This window comes from Azospirillum mesophilum, from assembly GCF_053470405.2.
Window position 1 is genome coordinate 43,798 of record NZ_JBPXMQ020000006.1, and the last position, 15,179, is coordinate 58,976.

17 protein-coding genes are annotated in these 15,179 nt (G+C 68.3%); 14 read left to right on the forward strand and 3 right to left on the reverse strand.

Annotated elements, in window-relative coordinates:
• The first annotated feature begins 1 nt into the window (after nt 1).
• The 6 genes from ACSVC7_RS08625 (at nt 2) to tatC (ending at nt 4,376) form a co-directional block, all read left to right on the forward strand.
• On the forward strand, nt 2-784 hold the full coding sequence (locus tag ACSVC7_RS08625) for a segregation and condensation protein A (protein WP_448206511.1): 783 nt from the start codon (nt 2-4) through the stop codon (nt 782-784).
• 14 nt (nt 785-798) lie between these two features.
• The gene (gene scpB / locus ACSVC7_RS08630; RefSeq protein WP_448206512.1) at nt 799-1,434 is read left to right on the forward strand and encodes an SMC-Scp complex subunit ScpB; all 636 of its coding nucleotides are present in this window, start codon (nt 799-801) and stop codon (nt 1,432-1,434) included.
• A 93-nt stretch (nt 1,435-1,527) separates the two neighbouring features.
• Complete coding sequence (locus ACSVC7_RS08635) at nt 1,528-2,661, forward strand: ABC transporter ATP-binding protein (RefSeq protein WP_448206513.1); 1,134 nt, start codon at nt 1,528-1,530, stop codon at nt 2,659-2,661.
• Nucleotides 2,662-2,774: 113 nt separating this feature from the next.
• Nucleotides 2,775-3,026 carry a twin-arginine translocase TatA/TatE family subunit gene (locus ACSVC7_RS08640; protein WP_448206514.1) on the forward strand — a complete coding sequence of 84 codons (252 nt, stop codon included), beginning with the start codon at nt 2,775-2,777 and terminating at the stop codon, nt 3,024-3,026.
• A 49-nt stretch (nt 3,027-3,075) separates the two neighbouring features.
• Complete coding sequence (gene tatB, locus ACSVC7_RS08645) at nt 3,076-3,558, forward strand: Sec-independent protein translocase protein TatB (protein WP_448206515.1); 483 nt, start codon at nt 3,076-3,078, stop codon at nt 3,556-3,558.
• Nucleotides 3,559-3,581: 23 nt separating this feature from the next.
• Nucleotides 3,582-4,376, forward strand: coding sequence for a twin-arginine translocase subunit TatC (tatC, locus tag ACSVC7_RS08650; protein ID WP_448206516.1), 795 nt, complete (start codon nt 3,582-3,584; stop codon nt 4,374-4,376).
• A 13-nt stretch (nt 4,377-4,389) separates the two neighbouring features.
• Here the strand turns inward: tatC and ACSVC7_RS08655 are convergent, their stop codons facing one another.
• On the reverse strand, nt 4,390-5,553 hold the full coding sequence (locus tag ACSVC7_RS08655) for a GGDEF domain-containing protein (protein WP_448206517.1): 1,164 nt from the start codon (nt 5,551-5,553) through the stop codon (nt 4,390-4,392).
• A gap of 195 nt (nt 5,554-5,748) precedes the next feature.
• Here ACSVC7_RS08655 and serS point away from each other — a divergent pair, with 195 nt between their 5' ends.
• The 4 genes from serS to ACSVC7_RS08675 are packed head-to-tail and all read left to right on the forward strand — an operon-like array spanning nt 5,749 to nt 9,801.
• Nucleotides 5,749-7,020: a serine--tRNA ligase gene (gene serS / locus ACSVC7_RS08660; RefSeq protein ID WP_448206518.1), complete on the forward strand. Its 1,272-nt coding sequence runs from the start codon at nt 5,749-5,751 to the stop codon at nt 7,018-7,020.
• Complete coding sequence (gene surE / locus ACSVC7_RS08665) at nt 7,020-7,802, forward strand: 5'/3'-nucleotidase SurE (protein WP_448206519.1); 783 nt, start codon at nt 7,020-7,022, stop codon at nt 7,800-7,802. The genes serS and surE overlap by 1 nt, the downstream gene beginning before the upstream one ends.
• On the forward strand, nt 7,799-8,488 hold the full coding sequence (locus ACSVC7_RS08670) for a protein-L-isoaspartate(D-aspartate) O-methyltransferase (RefSeq protein ID WP_448206520.1): 690 nt from the start codon (nt 7,799-7,801) through the stop codon (nt 8,486-8,488). Before surE ends, ACSVC7_RS08670 begins: the two co-directional genes overlap by 4 nt.
• Nucleotides 8,485-9,801 carry a peptidoglycan DD-metalloendopeptidase family protein gene (locus ACSVC7_RS08675; RefSeq protein ID WP_448206521.1) on the forward strand — a complete coding sequence of 439 codons (1,317 nt, stop codon included), beginning with the start codon at nt 8,485-8,487 and terminating at the stop codon, nt 9,799-9,801. The genes ACSVC7_RS08670 and ACSVC7_RS08675 overlap by 4 nt, the downstream gene beginning before the upstream one ends.
• On the opposite strand, the gene ACSVC7_RS08680 is transcribed toward ACSVC7_RS08675, so the two are convergent.
• Entirely contained in the window at nt 9,758-10,618 is an 861-nt protein-coding gene (locus ACSVC7_RS08680; RefSeq protein ID WP_448206522.1) for an ATP-binding protein, read from the reverse strand. The two genes, ACSVC7_RS08675 and ACSVC7_RS08680, sit on opposite strands and share 44 nt — an antisense overlap.
• 206 nt (nt 10,619-10,824) lie before the next feature.
• Between ACSVC7_RS08680 and yajC the strand changes: the two genes are divergently transcribed.
• From yajC to ACSVC7_RS08700, 4 genes are all read left to right on the forward strand, one after another.
• The gene (yajC, locus tag ACSVC7_RS08685; RefSeq protein ID WP_448206523.1) at nt 10,825-11,232 is read left to right on the forward strand and encodes a preprotein translocase subunit YajC; all 408 of its coding nucleotides are present in this window, start codon (nt 10,825-10,827) and stop codon (nt 11,230-11,232) included.
• Between the two features lie 36 nt (nt 11,233-11,268).
• On the forward strand, nt 11,269-12,867 hold the full coding sequence (gene secD / locus ACSVC7_RS08690) for a protein translocase subunit SecD (protein WP_448206524.1): 1,599 nt from the start codon (nt 11,269-11,271) through the stop codon (nt 12,865-12,867).
• A 128-nt stretch (nt 12,868-12,995) separates the two neighbouring features.
• On the forward strand, nt 12,996-13,946 hold the full coding sequence (secF, locus tag ACSVC7_RS08695; RefSeq protein WP_448206525.1) for a protein translocase subunit SecF: 951 nt from the start codon (nt 12,996-12,998) through the stop codon (nt 13,944-13,946).
• 26 nt (nt 13,947-13,972) lie between these two features.
• Complete coding sequence (locus tag ACSVC7_RS08700; RefSeq protein ID WP_448206526.1) at nt 13,973-14,350, forward strand: Mth938-like domain-containing protein; 378 nt, start codon at nt 13,973-13,975, stop codon at nt 14,348-14,350.
• A 186-nt stretch (nt 14,351-14,536) separates the two neighbouring features.
• Here ACSVC7_RS08700 and ACSVC7_RS08705 read toward each other — a convergent pair whose 3' ends face one another.
• Nucleotides 14,537-15,142: a superoxide dismutase gene (locus ACSVC7_RS08705; RefSeq protein WP_448206527.1), complete on the reverse strand. Its 606-nt coding sequence runs from the start codon at nt 15,140-15,142 to the stop codon at nt 14,537-14,539.
• Between the last annotated feature and the right edge of the window lie 37 nt (nt 15,143-15,179).

Here is a 15,179-nt window from a genome sequence, read left to right on the forward strand (position 1 = left end):
CATGGTGGAGGACGTTTCTCAGGACGGCGGCGATACCCCGTCGACTCCCGCGGAGCAATTGGTCCTGGTTCTGGACGGGTTCGAGGGGCCGCTCGACATGCTGCTGGCGCTGGGGCGCGAGCAGAAGGTGGACCTGACCAAGATCTCCATCCTGCAACTTGCCGACCAGTACCTCGCCTTCGTCGCGGAGGCGCGCAAGGTGCGGCTGGAGCTGGCCGCCGACTACCTCGTCATGGCGGCATGGCTCGCCTACCTGAAGTCGCGCCTGCTGATCCCGGAGGTCGAGGATGAGGAGCCGAGCGGCGAGGACATGGCGGCGGCCCTGGCGTTCCAGCTGCAACGGCTGGAGGCGATGAAGGAGGCGGCCGGTCGCCTGTTCGACCGCCCGCGCCTGGGCGTCGATATCTTCGCGCGCGGCGCGCCGGAGGATGTGGACATCCAGCGCAAGTCGGTCTTCCAGGTCACGCTGTACGACCTGCTGAAAGCCTACGGCGAGCACAAGAAGCGCAAGGAGGGCGGCGTCCTGCACATCGAGCCGGTGCGGCTCTATTCGCTGGAGGATGCGGTGCGCCGCCTGTCGGAGTTGCTGGGCCACATGCCGGACTGGGCGACCCTGTCCAGCTTCCTGCCGGACGGCGTGCGGGGGACGCTGCTGAACCGCTCCGCGCTGGCAGCGCACTTTGCCGCAACGCTGGAGCTTGCCAAGGCGGGGCAGGTGGAACTCCGCCAGGACGGCGCCTTCACCCCCATCTACGTCCGCCGCGCCGCGCGCCGGCCGGACTGAACGGTTCCGAAACGATGATCCAGGAAACCACAAACTCCGACGAGGCCGAAGCCCGCGTTCAGAAGCTGCGGCTGCTGGAGGCGCTGCTGTTCGCCTCCGCCGACCCGCTGGACGAGGAGACGCTGGCCGGACGGCTGGGCCGCGAGGCCGACGTGCGCGCCCTGTTGGAGGAGCTTCGCGCGCATTACGCGGCGCGCGGGGTGAACCTCATCCGCACGGGGGCGGGCTGGTCGTTCCGCACGGCGGTGGACCTCGCCCCTCTGCTCCGGCAGGAGGAGGAAGTCTCCAAGAAGCTGTCCCGCGCGGCCATCGAGACACTGGCGATCATCGCTTACCACCAGCCGGTCACCCGCGCGGAGATCGAGGCGATCCGCGGTGTGGCGACCAGCAAGGGCACGCTGGACATCCTGATGGAGAACGGCTGGATCCGCCCCGGCCGCCGCCGGGAGACGCCCGGCCGCCCGCTGACCTGGATCACCACCGACCATTTCCTCGACCATTTCGGGCTGGAATCCCTGCGCGACCTGCCGGGCGTGGAGGATCTGCGCGCCGCCGGCCTGCTCGACTCGCGCCCCGTCCTGCTGGGCATCGCCGGCGGCGGCCTGGACGAACCGGCGGACAGGGGCGAGTCCGACGACGGAGATTCGTAGGCGCTGCTCCGCAAATAAGAACCATTTGCATTTTCACGCCTGGAGCGGGTACACGGGAACCGAACCCCTTGGCCGCTTCCGACCGGGATCCTCATGGATTGTCCAACCGTCGCCCACGACCGCCGCAGCACCCTCCGCACCGTCGGGGAGCGCCCGGACGGCCCGCCGCCAGCCCTGGCGCTCGACCTCGTAACCCACCGCTACGGCCGGGTGACCGCGGTGGACGACGTCAGCCTGACCGTCGCGGCGGGGGAGATCGTCTGCCTGTGCGGCCCATCGGGCTGCGGCAAGTCCTCCCTGTTGCGGGTCGCGGCGGGGCTTGAGCCCTTGCAGAGGGGGGCGGTGCGCATCGGCGGGCGGCTTGTCGCCGACGAGCGCGGCGCGGTCCCACCGGAAAAGCGCGGCGTCGGACTCGTTTTCCAGGATTACGCGCTGTTCCCGCACCTGTCGGTGCTCGACAACGTGCGCTTCGGCCTGACCAGCCTGTCCGGCGAGGCGCAACGCCGCCGCGCGCTGGAAACGCTGGGGCAGGTGGGCATGGCCGACCATGCGGGCTCCTTCCCGCATCACCTCTCGGGTGGGCAGCAGCAGCGGGTGGCGCTGGCCCGCGCGCTCGCGCCCAACCCGTCGGTGCTGTTGCTGGACGAGCCTTTTTCCGGCCTCGACGCCCGGCTGCGCGACCGCGTGCGGGACGAGACGCTGCATGTCCTGAAGAAGAACGGCGCAGCCACCATGCTGGTCACCCACGATCCGGAGGAGGCGATGTTCCTCGCCGACCGCATCGTGCTGATGCGCGCCGGCCGGATCGAGCAGATCGGCAACCCTGTGGACCTCTACACCCGCCCGGCCACGGCCTACGCCGCCGCCTTCTTCGGGGAGGTCAACCGCTTGGCCGGCGTGGCGCGCGACGGTACGGTGGACACGCCCGTTGGCCCGGTGCCCACCCGCCTGTCCGATGGCACGGCCGCCGAGGTGCTGATCCGGCCGGAGGCGCTGCGGCTGAGCGTTTCCCCGGACGCCACCCAGCCGATGCAGGCCCGCGTGACGGCGGCGCGCCTGCTGGGCCGCTCCAGCCTTGTGCATCTCGACCTGCCGGACGGGGCGGGCGGGTCGGTCCACCTGCATTCCCGCATGCCGGGGCAGTTCCTGGCGGCGGAGGAAAGCCGCGTTTCGGTGGACCTCGACCTTCGTCAGGTCTTCGTATTTCCGGCGCAAGGCACCACCTGATTCCCCAAGGTGGTTTCGTCGGAAACGGCCGCCCCGCCGAGCGTTGCGGTGGCGAAACCTTTCTGCCATAGTGCCGCCCCGCCGATGGGGCGAGCGTTCAGGAAAAGTGTGTCATGGGATTTTCCAGCATCTGGCATTGGGTCATCGTTCTGCTGATCGTGCTGCTCCTGTTCGGCGCCGGCAAGCTGCCGAAGGTGATGGGCGACCTCGCCAAGGGCATCAAGAACTTCAAGGCCGGCCTGAAGGACGAGGACGAGGCGACCACTCCGCCAGCCACCGAATCCAAGGTGCTGCCGAACCAGCCCGTTCCGCCGGCGGCGCCCGCGGATCATGGCGTGAAGAAGGACGAGACGGCCCGCACCTGACCGGTCGGCGTCGTCGGTCCACGCGCCGTCTCGAAAAGGCTGAGGAGCCATGTTCGACATCGCCTGGTCGGAACTGATGGTCATCGCGGTCGTGGCCCTTGTGGTCATCGGCCCGAAAGACCTGCCCAAAGCCATCTTCACCCTGGGCAAATGGGTGCGGAAGGCGCGCGTGGTCGCGCGCGAATTCCAGGGCCACATCGACGACATGATGCGCGAGGCGGAGCTGGACGAGCTGCGCCGCGAAGCGCTGAAGGTCCGCGACGCGAACCTGAAGAGCATGGTCGAGAACACGGTCGATCCGAAGGGCGATCTGAAGAACGCCTTCGATGTCGGCTTCTCTGGCCACCCCGGAAGCCCGCCGGAGGAGGAACCGGCGCCCGTCGGCTCCCCGCAGGTCGCGGCGGCCCAGCCCCAGCCGGCCACGGAGCCTCCGGTGACGGCTCCGCCGCCGCCCGCCGCTCCGGTGGAGTTCACTCCCACGCCGGCGGCGGCTGAACCCGTGCCGGTGCAAACGACCAACAAGCAGGCGTGACCCCAGTGTCCGGCGATACCCGCATGACCGGCGAGACCGAAGACGAGCTTGAAGAAAGCAAGATGCCGCTGATCGACCATCTGGTCGAGCTGCGCAACCGGCTGATGTACGCGATCATCGCCATCGTCGTGGCGTTCTTCCTCTGCTACGCCTTCTCCGACCGGATCTACAATTTCCTGGTCCAGCCCTTGGCCGACATTTTGGCGGGGCAGGGGCGCCGGATGATCTACACCGGCCTGACGGAGGCCTTCTTCACCTATGTGAAGGTGTCCTTCTGGGCCGGCTGCTTCCTGTCCTTCCCCATCGTCGCCAGCCAGATCTGGATGTTCGTGGCGCCCGGCCTGTACAAGCACGAGCGCAAGGCCTTTCTGCCCTTCCTGGTGGCCACTCCGATCCTGTTCTTCCTGGGCGGGGCGATGGTCTACTATTTCATCTTCCCGCTGGCTTGGCGCTTCTTCCTGGGCTTCGAGTTCCACCCCGGCACCGACACGGCGGCCCTGCCGATCGAGTTCGAGGCCCGCGTGGGCGAGTATCTCGGGCTGGTGATGCACCTGATCTTCGCGTTCGGGTTGGCCTTCCAGCTTCCGGTGCTGCTGACGCTGCTGGTCCGCGCCGGCCTGCTGACGACGGAGACGCTGGCCGCCAAGCGGCGCTACGCCATCGTGTTCGTCTTCATCATCGCCGCCGTGCTGACGCCCCCGGACGTCATCAGCCAGTGCGGCCTCGCTATTCCGCTGCTGGCCCTTTACGAAATCTCGATCTGGATCGGCCGCAGCATCGAGAAGAAGCGCGAACAGGCGGAAGCCGAGCAGGCGTAAAGGAATGGGCCGGTCAGCCGGCCCGCTCCGCCACCACTACCTGATCGCGGCCGTTCCTTTTGGCCTGATAGAGCGCGTTGTCGGCGTCAGCCAGGGCCGTGTCCAGGTCGGCGCCGCTGCGGCATTCCGCGACGCCGATGCTGACGCTTACCGCGATGCGCTGGCCGTCGAACTCCAGCGCCTGCGCGGCGACGTTGGCGCGCAGGCATTCGGCCAGGGCGAGGGCGCCGGTGCGGTCCGTATCGGGCAGCAGCAGGCAGAACTCCTCCCCGCCATAGCGGCCGAACAGGTCGCTGGCGCGCAGCCGCGCGGTGACCGTCGCGGCGAAGGTCCGCAGCAGCGCGTCGCCGGCCAGATGGCCGAAGCCGTCGTTGATCCGCTTGAACCGGTCCAGGTCGAGCAGCAGCAGCGCCGTGGGCGATCCGGTGCGTTGCGCCCGCAGCAACTCGCGCTCCGCATGGGCGAAGAAGGCGCGGCGGTTGTAGGCGCCGGTCAGCGGGTCGATGGTCGCCAGCCGGTCCAGGTCGCCCTGCAACCGCTCGCTGGTCATGGCGAGGAAGCCGAAGCTCCAGGCCGTCACGGCCAGGATGGTCTCCAGGAAGGCGATGCCCTGCAGCGCGCTGGGCGACAGCACGTTTTCCAGCGGCCCGGCCCCCGGCGTCATCAGCCCGCGGGCCGCGGCGAACAGGGCGTGGCCCAGGAAGATCAGCGCCGTCATGCGCTTGGCGAGGCCCGGAGAGCCCGTCGGCCCGGCGCGCAGCAGTTCCGCCGCGATCAGCAGCGACAGGCCGGTGATCCCCGCCGAATTGACGAGGATCCGCGCGACGATGTTGTCGTCCACGAACAGGAAATAACCGTTGCCGAAGGCCAGCACCGCGAACAGGGCGATGCCCGCCCGGACGAGAACCGGGCGCTCCGCGAAGCTCCGCACGCCGGACCAAATCAGGATGTAGGTGGTCATCACCGCGGCGTTGCTGACCGGCACGATGAAGCCCGCGGGCGCCACGCCGTGCAAGGTGACCAGCGCCATGCCCATCACGCCCAGCAGGGCGCCCAGCGTCCAATAGCCGAGCGCGCGGATGTGCCGGTGCGCGCGCCAAGTCAGGAAGACGGCGATGGTCAGCAGGACTCCGAGTCCGACCAGAACGACGACGAGGGTGCGGGAGTCGAGAGGCATGTCCGGGATGCGATGGCCAGCGAGTGAGACAGGGCGCGGTTCTGCAACGTTCCCGAGGGGCCGCGCCACCGATAAATGGCGGGCACCACGCGAATAGCCCCGTATGCGTTAACATCCGGTTTGGCCGCGCCACTGGACCTTCCCCCGGTGGCGCACTATAACCAGCCTCCCACCCATTCCGTTTTGCCGTGAGCCATGCACGACCTTCGCGCCATCCGTGAGAACCCCGACGCCTTCGACCGCGGCCTCGCCCGCCGGGGCCTTGAGCCGATGTCGCCGACGCTGCTGGACCTGGATTCGCGCCGCCGCGCCGCGCAGACCCAGCTGCAGGAGATGCAGGCCCGCCGCAACGAGGCGGCGAAGGAGATCGGCGTCGCCAAGCGCGAGGGCCGCGACGCCCAGCCGCTGATGGACGAGATGGCGCAGCTGAAGGTGCGCCTGCCGCAGGTCGAGGAGGAGGAGAAGGCGCTCGGCGCCGAACTCGACCGGCTGCTCGCCACCATCCCGAACCTGCCGGCCGACGACGTGCCCGACGGGCCGGACGAGACCGCCAACGTCGAGATCCGCCGCTGGGGCGAGCCGAAGTCCATCGCCAACGCCAAGCAGCATTTCGAGCTGGGCGAGGCCCTGGGCCTGATGGACTTCGAGGCCGCCGCCCGCATGTCCGGCGCGCGCTTCACGGTGCTGAAGGGTGGGCTCGCGCGGCTGGAACGCGCGCTCGCCGACTTCATGCTGGACGTGCACACGGCCGAGCACGGCTACACGGAAATCGCGCCGCCGCTGATGGTGCGCGACAACGCCCTGTTCGGCACCGGTCAGCTGCCGAAGTTCGAGGAAGACCTGTTCCGCACCACCGGCACGGACCATTACCTGATCCCGACCTCCGAGGTGCCGTTGACCAACCTCGTCAACGACCAGATCGTGGCGACGGAGGAGCTGCCCTACCGCTACACCGCGCTGACCCCCTGCTTCCGCGCGGAGGCCGGCTCGGCCGGACGCGACACGCGCGGCATGATCCGCCAGCACCAGTTCTGGAAGGTCGAAATGGTCAGCATCACCGCCCCCGACCAGTCGGAGGCGGAGCATGAGCGCATGACCAAATGCGCGGAGACCATCCTGCAGCGGCTCGGCCTGCCGTACCGCGTGGTGACGCTGTGCACCGGCGACATGGGCTTCTCCGCCCGCAAGACCTACGACATCGAGGTCTGGCTGCCGGGGCAGAACATGTACCGCGAGATCTCCAGCTGCTCGAACTGCGGCGACTTCCAGGCCCGGCGCATGAAGGCGCGCTGCCGGCCCAAGGGCGAGAAGCAGACGCAGTTCGTCCACACCCTCAACGGATCGGGCGTCGCGGTCGGGCGCTGCCTCATCGCGGTGCTGGAAAACTACCAGCAGCCCGACGGCTCGATCCTCGTCCCCGAAGCGCTCCGGCCCTACATGCGCGGGCTGGAGAGGATTTCCCTCTGATGTTCGAACTCCCCCTCGACCTGTCCAAGACCCGCATCCTCGTCACCAACGACGACGGCATCCACGCCCAGGGACTGAAGGTCCTTGAGAAGATCGCCAGGTCGCTCAGCGACGACGTGTGGGTCGTGGCACCGGAGATGGAGCAGTCGGCCGCCAGCCACTCGCTGACCATCAACCGGCCGCTGCGCCTGCGCAAGCTGGACGAGAAGCGCTTCACGGTGGACGGCACGCCGACCGACTGCGTGCTGCTGGCCGTGAACCACGTCATGAAGGACGCGCGCCCGACGCTGGTGCTGTCGGGCGTCAACCAGGGCTCCAACATAGGCGAGGACGTGACCTATTCGGGCACAATCGCCGCCGCCATGGAGGCCACCCTGCTCGGCGTGCCGTCCATCGCCATGAGCCAGCATTACGAGAACGGCAACCCCATCGACTGGTCGGCGGCGGAGGCCTGGGGCGCCGACGTGATCCGCAAGGCGGTGACCGTCGCCTGGCCGAAGAACGTGCTGCTGAACGTGAACTTCCCGGCCCGCAAGGCCGAGGAGGTCACCGGCATCCAGGTGGTCCGCCACGGCAAGCGCAAGATCGGCGACGAGCTGCTGGAGCGCGTCGATCCGCGCGGCAAGCCCTACATCTGGATCGGCACGCTGCGCGGGGAGGCCGATGTGGCTCCCGACACGGACATCCATGTGGTATTCTCGGGTGGTATCTCGGTGACGCCGGTCTTCCTGGACCTGACGCACACCCCGACGCTTCAGACGCTGCGACAGGCATTCGTGTGACGGTCGACGCGCGCAAGATCCGTTTGCTGATGGCGTTGCGCCGCAACGGCGTGACCGACACCAGGGTTTTGGCCGCCATCGAACGGGTCCCGCGCGAGTTGTTCGTCCCCAACGCCTTCCAGGACAAGGCCTGGGAGGACACGGCCCTGCCCATCGACCTCGGCCAGACGATCAGCCAGCCGCTGATCGTCGGTCTGATGACCCAGGCGCTGGAGCTGAACGACCGCCAGAAGGTGCTGGAGATCGGGACCGGCTCCGGCTATCAGGCGGCGATTTTGTCGCGCCTGTGCCGTCGCCTCTACACGATCGAGCGGCTGAGGCCGCTGCTGATGGACGCGGAGAAGCGATTCCAGGCACTCCGCCTGCACAACATCACGACCCGGCACGGCGACGGGACCAGGGGATGGCCGGAGCAGGCCCCCTTCGAGCGCATACTGGTCACGGCCGCTGGCGGTCCGGAACCGCCAAAGGACTTGACGGATCAGCTCGCCATTGGTGGTGTCATGGTCATCCCGCTGGGTGGGGACTACCGCGAACAGCGGGTGGTCCGCTTCCGGCGGACCGAAACCGGTCTCATTCGGGAGGACCTGTGGCCCGTCCGCTTCGTACCGTTGCTGTCCGATCCGCCCTCGGAACCGCCCTCGGAGCCGCCGCCCGAGACGGATCAGCCGGCCCGTTCGGCGTGAAGTCGCGCTTCCTTCTTGCGGCGCTGCTGATGCTGCCGCTGGTGACCGCCTGCCAGCGCACCGGCGGGCTTGCCCCGGTGACGACCGTCGGCAACTCCCCGGACTCCGCCGGCGGGGCGATCATCGTGTCGCGCGGCGACAGCGCCTACACCCTGTCGCGCCGCTACAACGTGCCCCTGCGCGACCTGATCGAGGCCAACCACCTGACCCCGCCCTACACGCTGGAGGTCGGGCAGCGGCTCGTCCTGCCGACGTCTCGCCAGTACATCGTGCAGAAGGGGGACACGCTTTATGGCGTCTCCCGCATGTTCAACGTCGACGTCAGCGAGCTGACGCGCATCAACGGCCTGACCCCGCCCTACGCCGTCCAGACCGGCCAGCCGCTGCGCCTGCCCGGCAACGGCGGCGCCCGGACGGAGGGGACGGTGGTGGCGGACGCCGGTCAGGCCGGCGGTGGCGCCGCCGCATCGTCCGGCTCCGGCCCGGTGGTGGCGACCGCGCCGGTCAAGCAGGTGTCGCGTGGTTCGATCAAGGGGGAGGAACTGCCGCCCCCGTCGGGCGCTCCCGCGCCGGCCGCCACTCCCGCCCCGGCGCCGTCCGGCGTCGCGGCCGCACCGGTTCCCGGCTCCAAGCCGGCCATGGGCAGCGAGTCCGCCGCCGGCGGCACCACCTACCAGCCGGGGCAGGCTCCGACCTCGCTGCGCCTGCCGGGGCAGAAACCCGCCATCGTCGCCGAGGCGGCGCCCACTCCCACTCCCACTCCCACGCCGGCCCCCGCAGCCCCGCCGCGCGCTGCTGAGCCTCCGCCCGCCGCTCCCGCTCCCACCCAGGAGGCCGCCGCGGCTCCGCCGCCCCCGGCGGAGGAAGCGCCCGCGCCGCGCTCGTCCGGAGGCCGGCTGTTGTGGCCGGTGAAGGGCAAGGTGATCTCGACCTACGGGCCGAAGCCCGACGGGCTGCACAACGATGGCGTCAACATCGCCGCCGCGCGGGGGACGCCGGTGCTGGCATCCGACAACGGGATCGTCGCCTACGCCGGCAACGAGCTGCGCGGCTTCGGCAACCTGCTTTTGGTGAAGCATTCCGACGGCTACATCACCGCCTACGCCCATCTCGACCGCATCGACGTGGAGCGGGGCGCCCGGGTGAAGCGGGGGCAGGCCATCGGGACGGTCGGGCAGACCGGCTCCGTCACCAGCCCGCAGCTCCATTTCGAACTGCGCAAGGGAAGCCAGGCGGTCGATCCGCGCGACCGCCTGGATCCCGCGCGGGTCAGCGAAGGGGTTTCCCCATCCGGCCGGCCAGGTCCTGGATGAACTGCCAGGCGACGCGGCCGGACCGGCTGCCGCGCGTCATCGACCACTCCACGGCCTCGGCGTGCAGCTGCTCGACCGGGATGTCGAGGCCGAAGCGCCGGGCGTAGCCCTCGATCATCGCGAAATAGGTCGGCTGGTCGCAGTTGTGGAAGCCCAGCCACAGGCCGAACCGGTCAGACAGCGACACCTTCTCCTCCACGGCCTCGGCCGGGTTGATGGCGGTGGACCGCTCGTTCTCGATCATGTCGCGCGGCATCAGGTGGCGCCGGTTGGAGGTGGCGTAGAAGACCACATTGTCCGGCCGGCCCTCGATGCCGCCGTCCAGCACGGCCTTCAGCGACTTGTAATGCGCGTCGTCGTGGTCAAAGGACAGGTCGTCGCAGAACAGGATGAAGCGGCGCGGCTCGTCCTTCAGGCGGGCGAGCAGGCGGGGCAGGGTGGGGATGTCCTCGCGGTGGATTTCCACCAGGGCCAGCGTGCCGGGGTGCTTCTCCGCCACAGAGGCGTGCACCGACTTCACCAGCGAGCTTTTGCCCATGCCGCGCGAGCCCCACAGCAGCGCGTTGTTGGCCGGCAGCCCGGCGGCGAAGCGCTCCGTGTTGTCCAGCAGGATGTCGCGCTGCCGCTCCACACCCTGGAGCAGCCCGATCTCCACCCGGTTCACGACCGGCACCGGGTCCAGCCGGTCGGGGTCGGCATGCCAGGTGAAGGCGTCGGCGGCGGCGAGGTCCAGCCGGGTCTGGGGCGGCGGGGCCAGGCGCTCCAGCGCCTCGGCGATGCGGGTCAGCAGCGGCAGCAGTTGGGAATCAGTCGTCATCGTTCCGGGCTTTGCGCAGATTTTCGTGGAAACCGGCCGCGTGCGCGGCCATTTTTTCGTCGCAAGCGCACGGTATCACACGGGCGGCTCGGCACAAGCCGCCGTCCTTTTTCCGTATCCCGTTGCATCGCGGGCGCGGCCCGTTATAGTCGCGGCGTCCCGAACCCTTGGCTAGCGGTCCGGGACCAACCATAAGGAGCCTCCAGATGTTCGTTTCGACGGCCTATGCACAGACCGCCGCGCCCGCCGCCGGCGGTGGCGACATGATCGTGCAGTTCCTGCCGCTGATTCTGATCTTCGTCGTCTTCTACTTCCTGCTGATCCGTCCGCAGCAGAAGAAGATGAAGGAACACAAGGCGATGCTGGAGTCCATCCGCCGCGGCGACCGCGTCGTGACCGGCGGCGGCATCATCGGCACCGTGATCAAGGTCGGTCCGGAGGACGAGGTCACCGTCGAGATCGCCGACAATGTCCGCGTGCGCTGCGTGCGCTCCACCGTGAACCTCGTGCTCGCCAAGACCGAGCCGGCCGGCAAGAGCGGCACGGGCGGCGGCACCACCGAGGCCGCGGATGGCGAGAAGGCCGGCGAAGCGAAGGTTGCGGGCCGCAAGTAAGGCGGCCCTTCGGTAGTGAACGGGACTGGTTGACGCATGCTGTATTTTCCGCGCTGGAAGATTTACCTGATCATCGCGACCTGCGTGCTCGGGGCCATCCTCACGCTGCCGAACTTCCTCAGCCGCGAGACGCTGGCGGCCCTGCCGGGCTGGTACGCCAACAACCGGGTCAGCCTCGGCCTCGACCTGCGCGGCGGCTCGCACCTGCTGCTGGAGGTGGACATGGGCGCGGTCATCCGTGACCGCGTCGAAGGTCTGGTCGATTCGGCCCGCACCCAGCTCCGCACCGCCAACATCGGCTACACGGCGATCAATCCCGGCGACCGGGGCATCACCGTGCAGCTGCGCGACCCGGCCCAGGCCGATGATGCGGTGAAGGCTCTGCGCCAGCTCGCCAACCGCATCGGAGGCGGCGCGCTCGGCGGCGGCCAGCCGGACCTGGACGTCAGCGCCAACGGCGGCACCGTCACCGTGGCGTTGAGCGAGGTCGCGCTGCGCGACCGCGCCACCCAGGCGGTGGAGCAGTCCATCGAGATCGTCCGGCGCCGAATCGACGAGACCGGCGTCAACGAGCCGACCATCGCCCGCCAGGGCAACGACCGCATCCTCGTCCAGCTTCCGGGCGTCGAGGATCCGGACCGCATCAAGCGGCTGCTCGGCACCACCGCGAAGATGACCTTCCGTCTGGTGGACATGAACGCCGACCCGGCCACCGGCCGCGCCCCTCCGGGCTCGGAAGTGCTGCCCTCGACCGAGGGTGGGCGCAACCAGCCCTCCTACGTGGTGCGCAAGAAGGTCGAGGTGGACGGCGCCAACCTGAAGAACGCCACCGCCGGCACCAACCCCCAGACCGGCGAGTGGGTGGTGAATTTTGAATTCGACAGCCTGGGCGCGCGCCGCTTCGCCGATGTGACGAAGGCCAACGTCAGCCGTCCCTTCGCCATCGTGCTCGACAACAAGGTCATCAGCGCCCCTGTGATCCGCGAGCCGATCACCGGCGGCCGGGGCCAGATCAGCGGCAACTTCACCGCCGCCAGCGCCAACGACCTCGCCGTCCTGCTGCGCGCCGGCGCCCTGCCGGCCCCGCTGAAGGTGATCGAGGAACGCACGGTCGGCCCCGACCTCGGCGCCGATTCGATCCGCGCCGGCCTGATGGCGGTGTCCATTGGCTTCGCGCTGGTCTGCGCCTACATCATCGCCTCCTACGGGCTGTTCGGCGCCTTCGCCTGCGTCGCGCTGCTGTTCAACATCGTGCTGACGGTGGCGGCGCTGTCGATGCTGCACGCCACGCTGACGCTGCCGGGCATCGCCGGCATCCTGCTGACGCTGGGCCTGTCGGTGGACGCCAACATCCTCATCAACGAGCGCATCCGTGAGGAGACGAAGAAGGGCCGTGGCGTGTTCGGCGCGGTGGAGGCCGGCTTCAGCCGTGCCTACTCCACCATCGTGGACGCCAACCTGACGACGGCCATCAAGATGGCGCTGCTGTTCATCTTCGGCACCGGCACCATCAAGGGCTTCGCCGTCACCATCACCTTCGGCATCCTGATTTCGATGTTCACCGCGACCGTGCTCGTGCGTCTCATGATGGTCAGTTGGCTGCGCCAGTCGCGGCCGGCGGCCCTGCCGGTCTGAAGCGGACGGCGCCTGAAGGCACCCTCCGCTTCACCCTTTCAATCAATGCCTGCGGCATTGATCTGTCGGGTTAAACGGGCGACTGATGACAACAGGCATCATCAGTCGCCCATCTGAGAGGTTTCCCCATGTTCCGGCTTCGTCTGGTTCCCGACAACACCAACATCCCCTTCATGCGCGGCCGCTACGCCGGCCTGATCGTGTCGGCGTTGCTGTCCATCGCGTCGGTGATTCTGTTCTTCTACCCCGGCCTGAACTACGGCATCGACTTCCGGGGCGGCATCGTGATCGAGGCCCGCACGCCGCAGGCCGCCGACTTCGCGCAGCTCCGCCACACGCTGGGCGGCCTCGGCATGGGGCAGGTGGCGCTGCAGGAGTTCGGCTCCACGCAGGACGTGCTGATCCGCCTGGAGCGTCAGCCGGGCGACGACGCGGCGCAGCAGGTGGCGGCCGACAAGGTGCGCGCCACGCTCGCCAAGGAAATCCCCGGCACCACCGTGCGCCGCGTGGAGGCGGTGGGCGCGTCGGTCAGCGGCGAGCTGTTCTTCAACGGCATGCTGGCGCTCGGCCTCGCCATGCTGGCGATGCTCGTCTACATCTGGTTCCGCTTCGAATGGCAGTTCGGCTTCGGCGCCATCGTCACGCTGCTGCTGGACGTGACCAAGATCGTCGGCTTCTACGCGGTCACCGGGATGCAGTTCAACCTGACGGCGATCGCGGCGATTCTGACGATCATGGGTTACTCGATCAACGATAAGGTGGTCGTGTACGACCGCATGCGCGAGAACCTGCGCATCTACAAGAAGATGCCGCTGCGCGAGCTGATCGACCGGTCGATCAACGAGACGCTGAACCGCACGCTCGGCACCTCGATGTCCACGCTGCTGTCGATCATTCCGCTGGCCTTCTTCGGCGGCGAGGCGCTGCAGGACTTCGGCATCGTGCTGATCTTCGGCATTTTCCTGGCGACCTCCTCGTCCATCTTCATCGCCGCCCCCATCTTGTTGTTCCTGGGCGAAAACCGGCTGCGCCGCAACGCGCCGGCCACCGAGGCCGCGCAGCCGGCCCCGACGCCCTGACCGGACAGGCTGGAAGCAGGTAAGCGATGGCGGACATCACGCCGATCATCCCGTCGGACCGTCAGGTCATCGACGGATACGGGGACGGGCAGTTCTGCGTGTCGGGGCAGTGGCGGCCCGGTGCGGTGATCGTGCTGCCCGATCGGACGCAGCCTTGGGACGCGCCGGAGTTCGCCGCCCTGACGGTGGAGCATTTCGCCGCCGTCATCCAGGCGCAGCCGCGCGTGGAGATTCTGCTGCTGGGCTCCGGCCCGAAGATGCAGCTTCTGCCCAAGGCCCTGCGCCAGGGCCTGCGCGAGGCCGGCGTGGTGGTGGAGGTGATGGACACGGGTGCCGCCTGCCGCACCTACAACGTCCTGCTCGCCGAAGGGCGGCGCGTGGGGGCGGCGTTGCTGCCGGTTTGACAATAAAAGAGTTTCGTAGGTTGGGTTAAGCGTCAGCGCAACCCAACACACTCCGCGGAGTCGAAGATGTTGGGTTGCGCTGACGCTTAACCCAACCTACGGCGGTAAGTTATTCTCGCGAAGGCTTTGCGGAATAAAAAAGGACCCCTTTCGGGGTCCTTTTCCGTTTTGGCGATCCTATCGGAATCAGGCCGGGGCCTTCGACAGGCGCTCGGCGACGAATTCCCAGTTCACCAGGCTTTCCAGGAACGCCTTCACGAAGTCCGCGCGGCGGTTCTGGTAGTCGACGTAGTAGGCGTGCTCCCACACGTCGGCGGTCAGCAGCGGGTAGTGGCCCTGGGCCAGCGGCGTGTCGGCGTTCGGGGTCTTGGTGACCTTCAGCTTGCCGTTGTCGATGTACAGCCACGCCCAGCCGGAGCCGAACTGCGTGATGGCGGCGTTCGAGAACTCTTCCTTGAACTTGTCGATGCTGCCGAAGTCGGCGATCAGGCGCTTCTCCAGCTCACCCGGGATGTTGCCGCCGCCGTTCTTCTTCATGCTCTGCCAATAGAAGGTGTGGTTCCACACCTGCCCGGCGTTGTTGAAGATGCCCTGCTTGGCCGGGTCGCCGTAGCTCTGCTTGACCACGTCTTCCAGGCTGGCGTTGGCCAGCGGGCTGTCCTTGGTCAGGTTGTTCAGGTTGGTGACGTAGGTCTGGTGGTGCTTGTCGTGGTGCAGGTGGAGAGTCTGCGACGACATGAACGGCTCCAGCGCGTCGTACGCGTAGGGGAGCGGCGGAAGTTCGAACGCCATTGAGTTACCCTCTCTTCTTGGATTTCCACTCTCGGGC

What these genes read in the sequence shown, in the direction of transcription:
- ACSVC7_RS08625 (WP_448206511.1), top strand. Translation starts at nt 2, where the DNA reads ATGGTGGAGGACGTTTCTCAGGACGGCGGCGATACCCCGTCGACTCCC.
- scpB (WP_448206512.1), top strand. Translation starts at nt 799, where the DNA reads ATGATCCAGGAAACCACAAACTCCGACGAGGCCGAAGCCCGCGTTCAG.
- ACSVC7_RS08635 (WP_448206513.1), top strand. Translation starts at nt 1,528, where the DNA reads ATGGATTGTCCAACCGTCGCCCACGACCGCCGCAGCACCCTCCGCACC.
- ACSVC7_RS08640 (WP_448206514.1), top strand. Translation starts at nt 2,775, where the DNA reads ATGGGATTTTCCAGCATCTGGCATTGGGTCATCGTTCTGCTGATCGTG.
- tatB (WP_448206515.1), top strand. Translation starts at nt 3,076, where the DNA reads ATGTTCGACATCGCCTGGTCGGAACTGATGGTCATCGCGGTCGTGGCC.
- tatC (WP_448206516.1), top strand. Translation starts at nt 3,582, where the DNA reads ATGACCGGCGAGACCGAAGACGAGCTTGAAGAAAGCAAGATGCCGCTG.
- ACSVC7_RS08655 (WP_448206517.1), bottom strand. Translation starts at nt 5,553, where the DNA reads ATGCCTCTCGACTCCCGCACCCTCGTCGTCGTTCTGGTCGGACTCGGA.
- serS (WP_448206518.1), top strand. Translation starts at nt 5,749, where the DNA reads ATGCACGACCTTCGCGCCATCCGTGAGAACCCCGACGCCTTCGACCGC.
- surE (WP_448206519.1), top strand. Translation starts at nt 7,020, where the DNA reads ATGTTCGAACTCCCCCTCGACCTGTCCAAGACCCGCATCCTCGTCACC.
- ACSVC7_RS08680 (WP_448206522.1), bottom strand. Translation starts at nt 10,618, where the DNA reads ATGACGACTGATTCCCAACTGCTGCCGCTGCTGACCCGCATCGCCGAG.
- yajC (WP_448206523.1), top strand. Translation starts at nt 10,825, where the DNA reads ATGTTCGTTTCGACGGCCTATGCACAGACCGCCGCGCCCGCCGCCGGC.
- secD (WP_448206524.1), top strand. Translation starts at nt 11,269, where the DNA reads ATGCTGTATTTTCCGCGCTGGAAGATTTACCTGATCATCGCGACCTGC.
- secF (WP_448206525.1), top strand. Translation starts at nt 12,996, where the DNA reads ATGTTCCGGCTTCGTCTGGTTCCCGACAACACCAACATCCCCTTCATG.
- ACSVC7_RS08700 (WP_448206526.1), top strand. Translation starts at nt 13,973, where the DNA reads ATGGCGGACATCACGCCGATCATCCCGTCGGACCGTCAGGTCATCGAC.
- ACSVC7_RS08705 (WP_448206527.1), bottom strand. Translation starts at nt 15,142, where the DNA reads ATGGCGTTCGAACTTCCGCCGCTCCCCTACGCGTACGACGCGCTGGAG.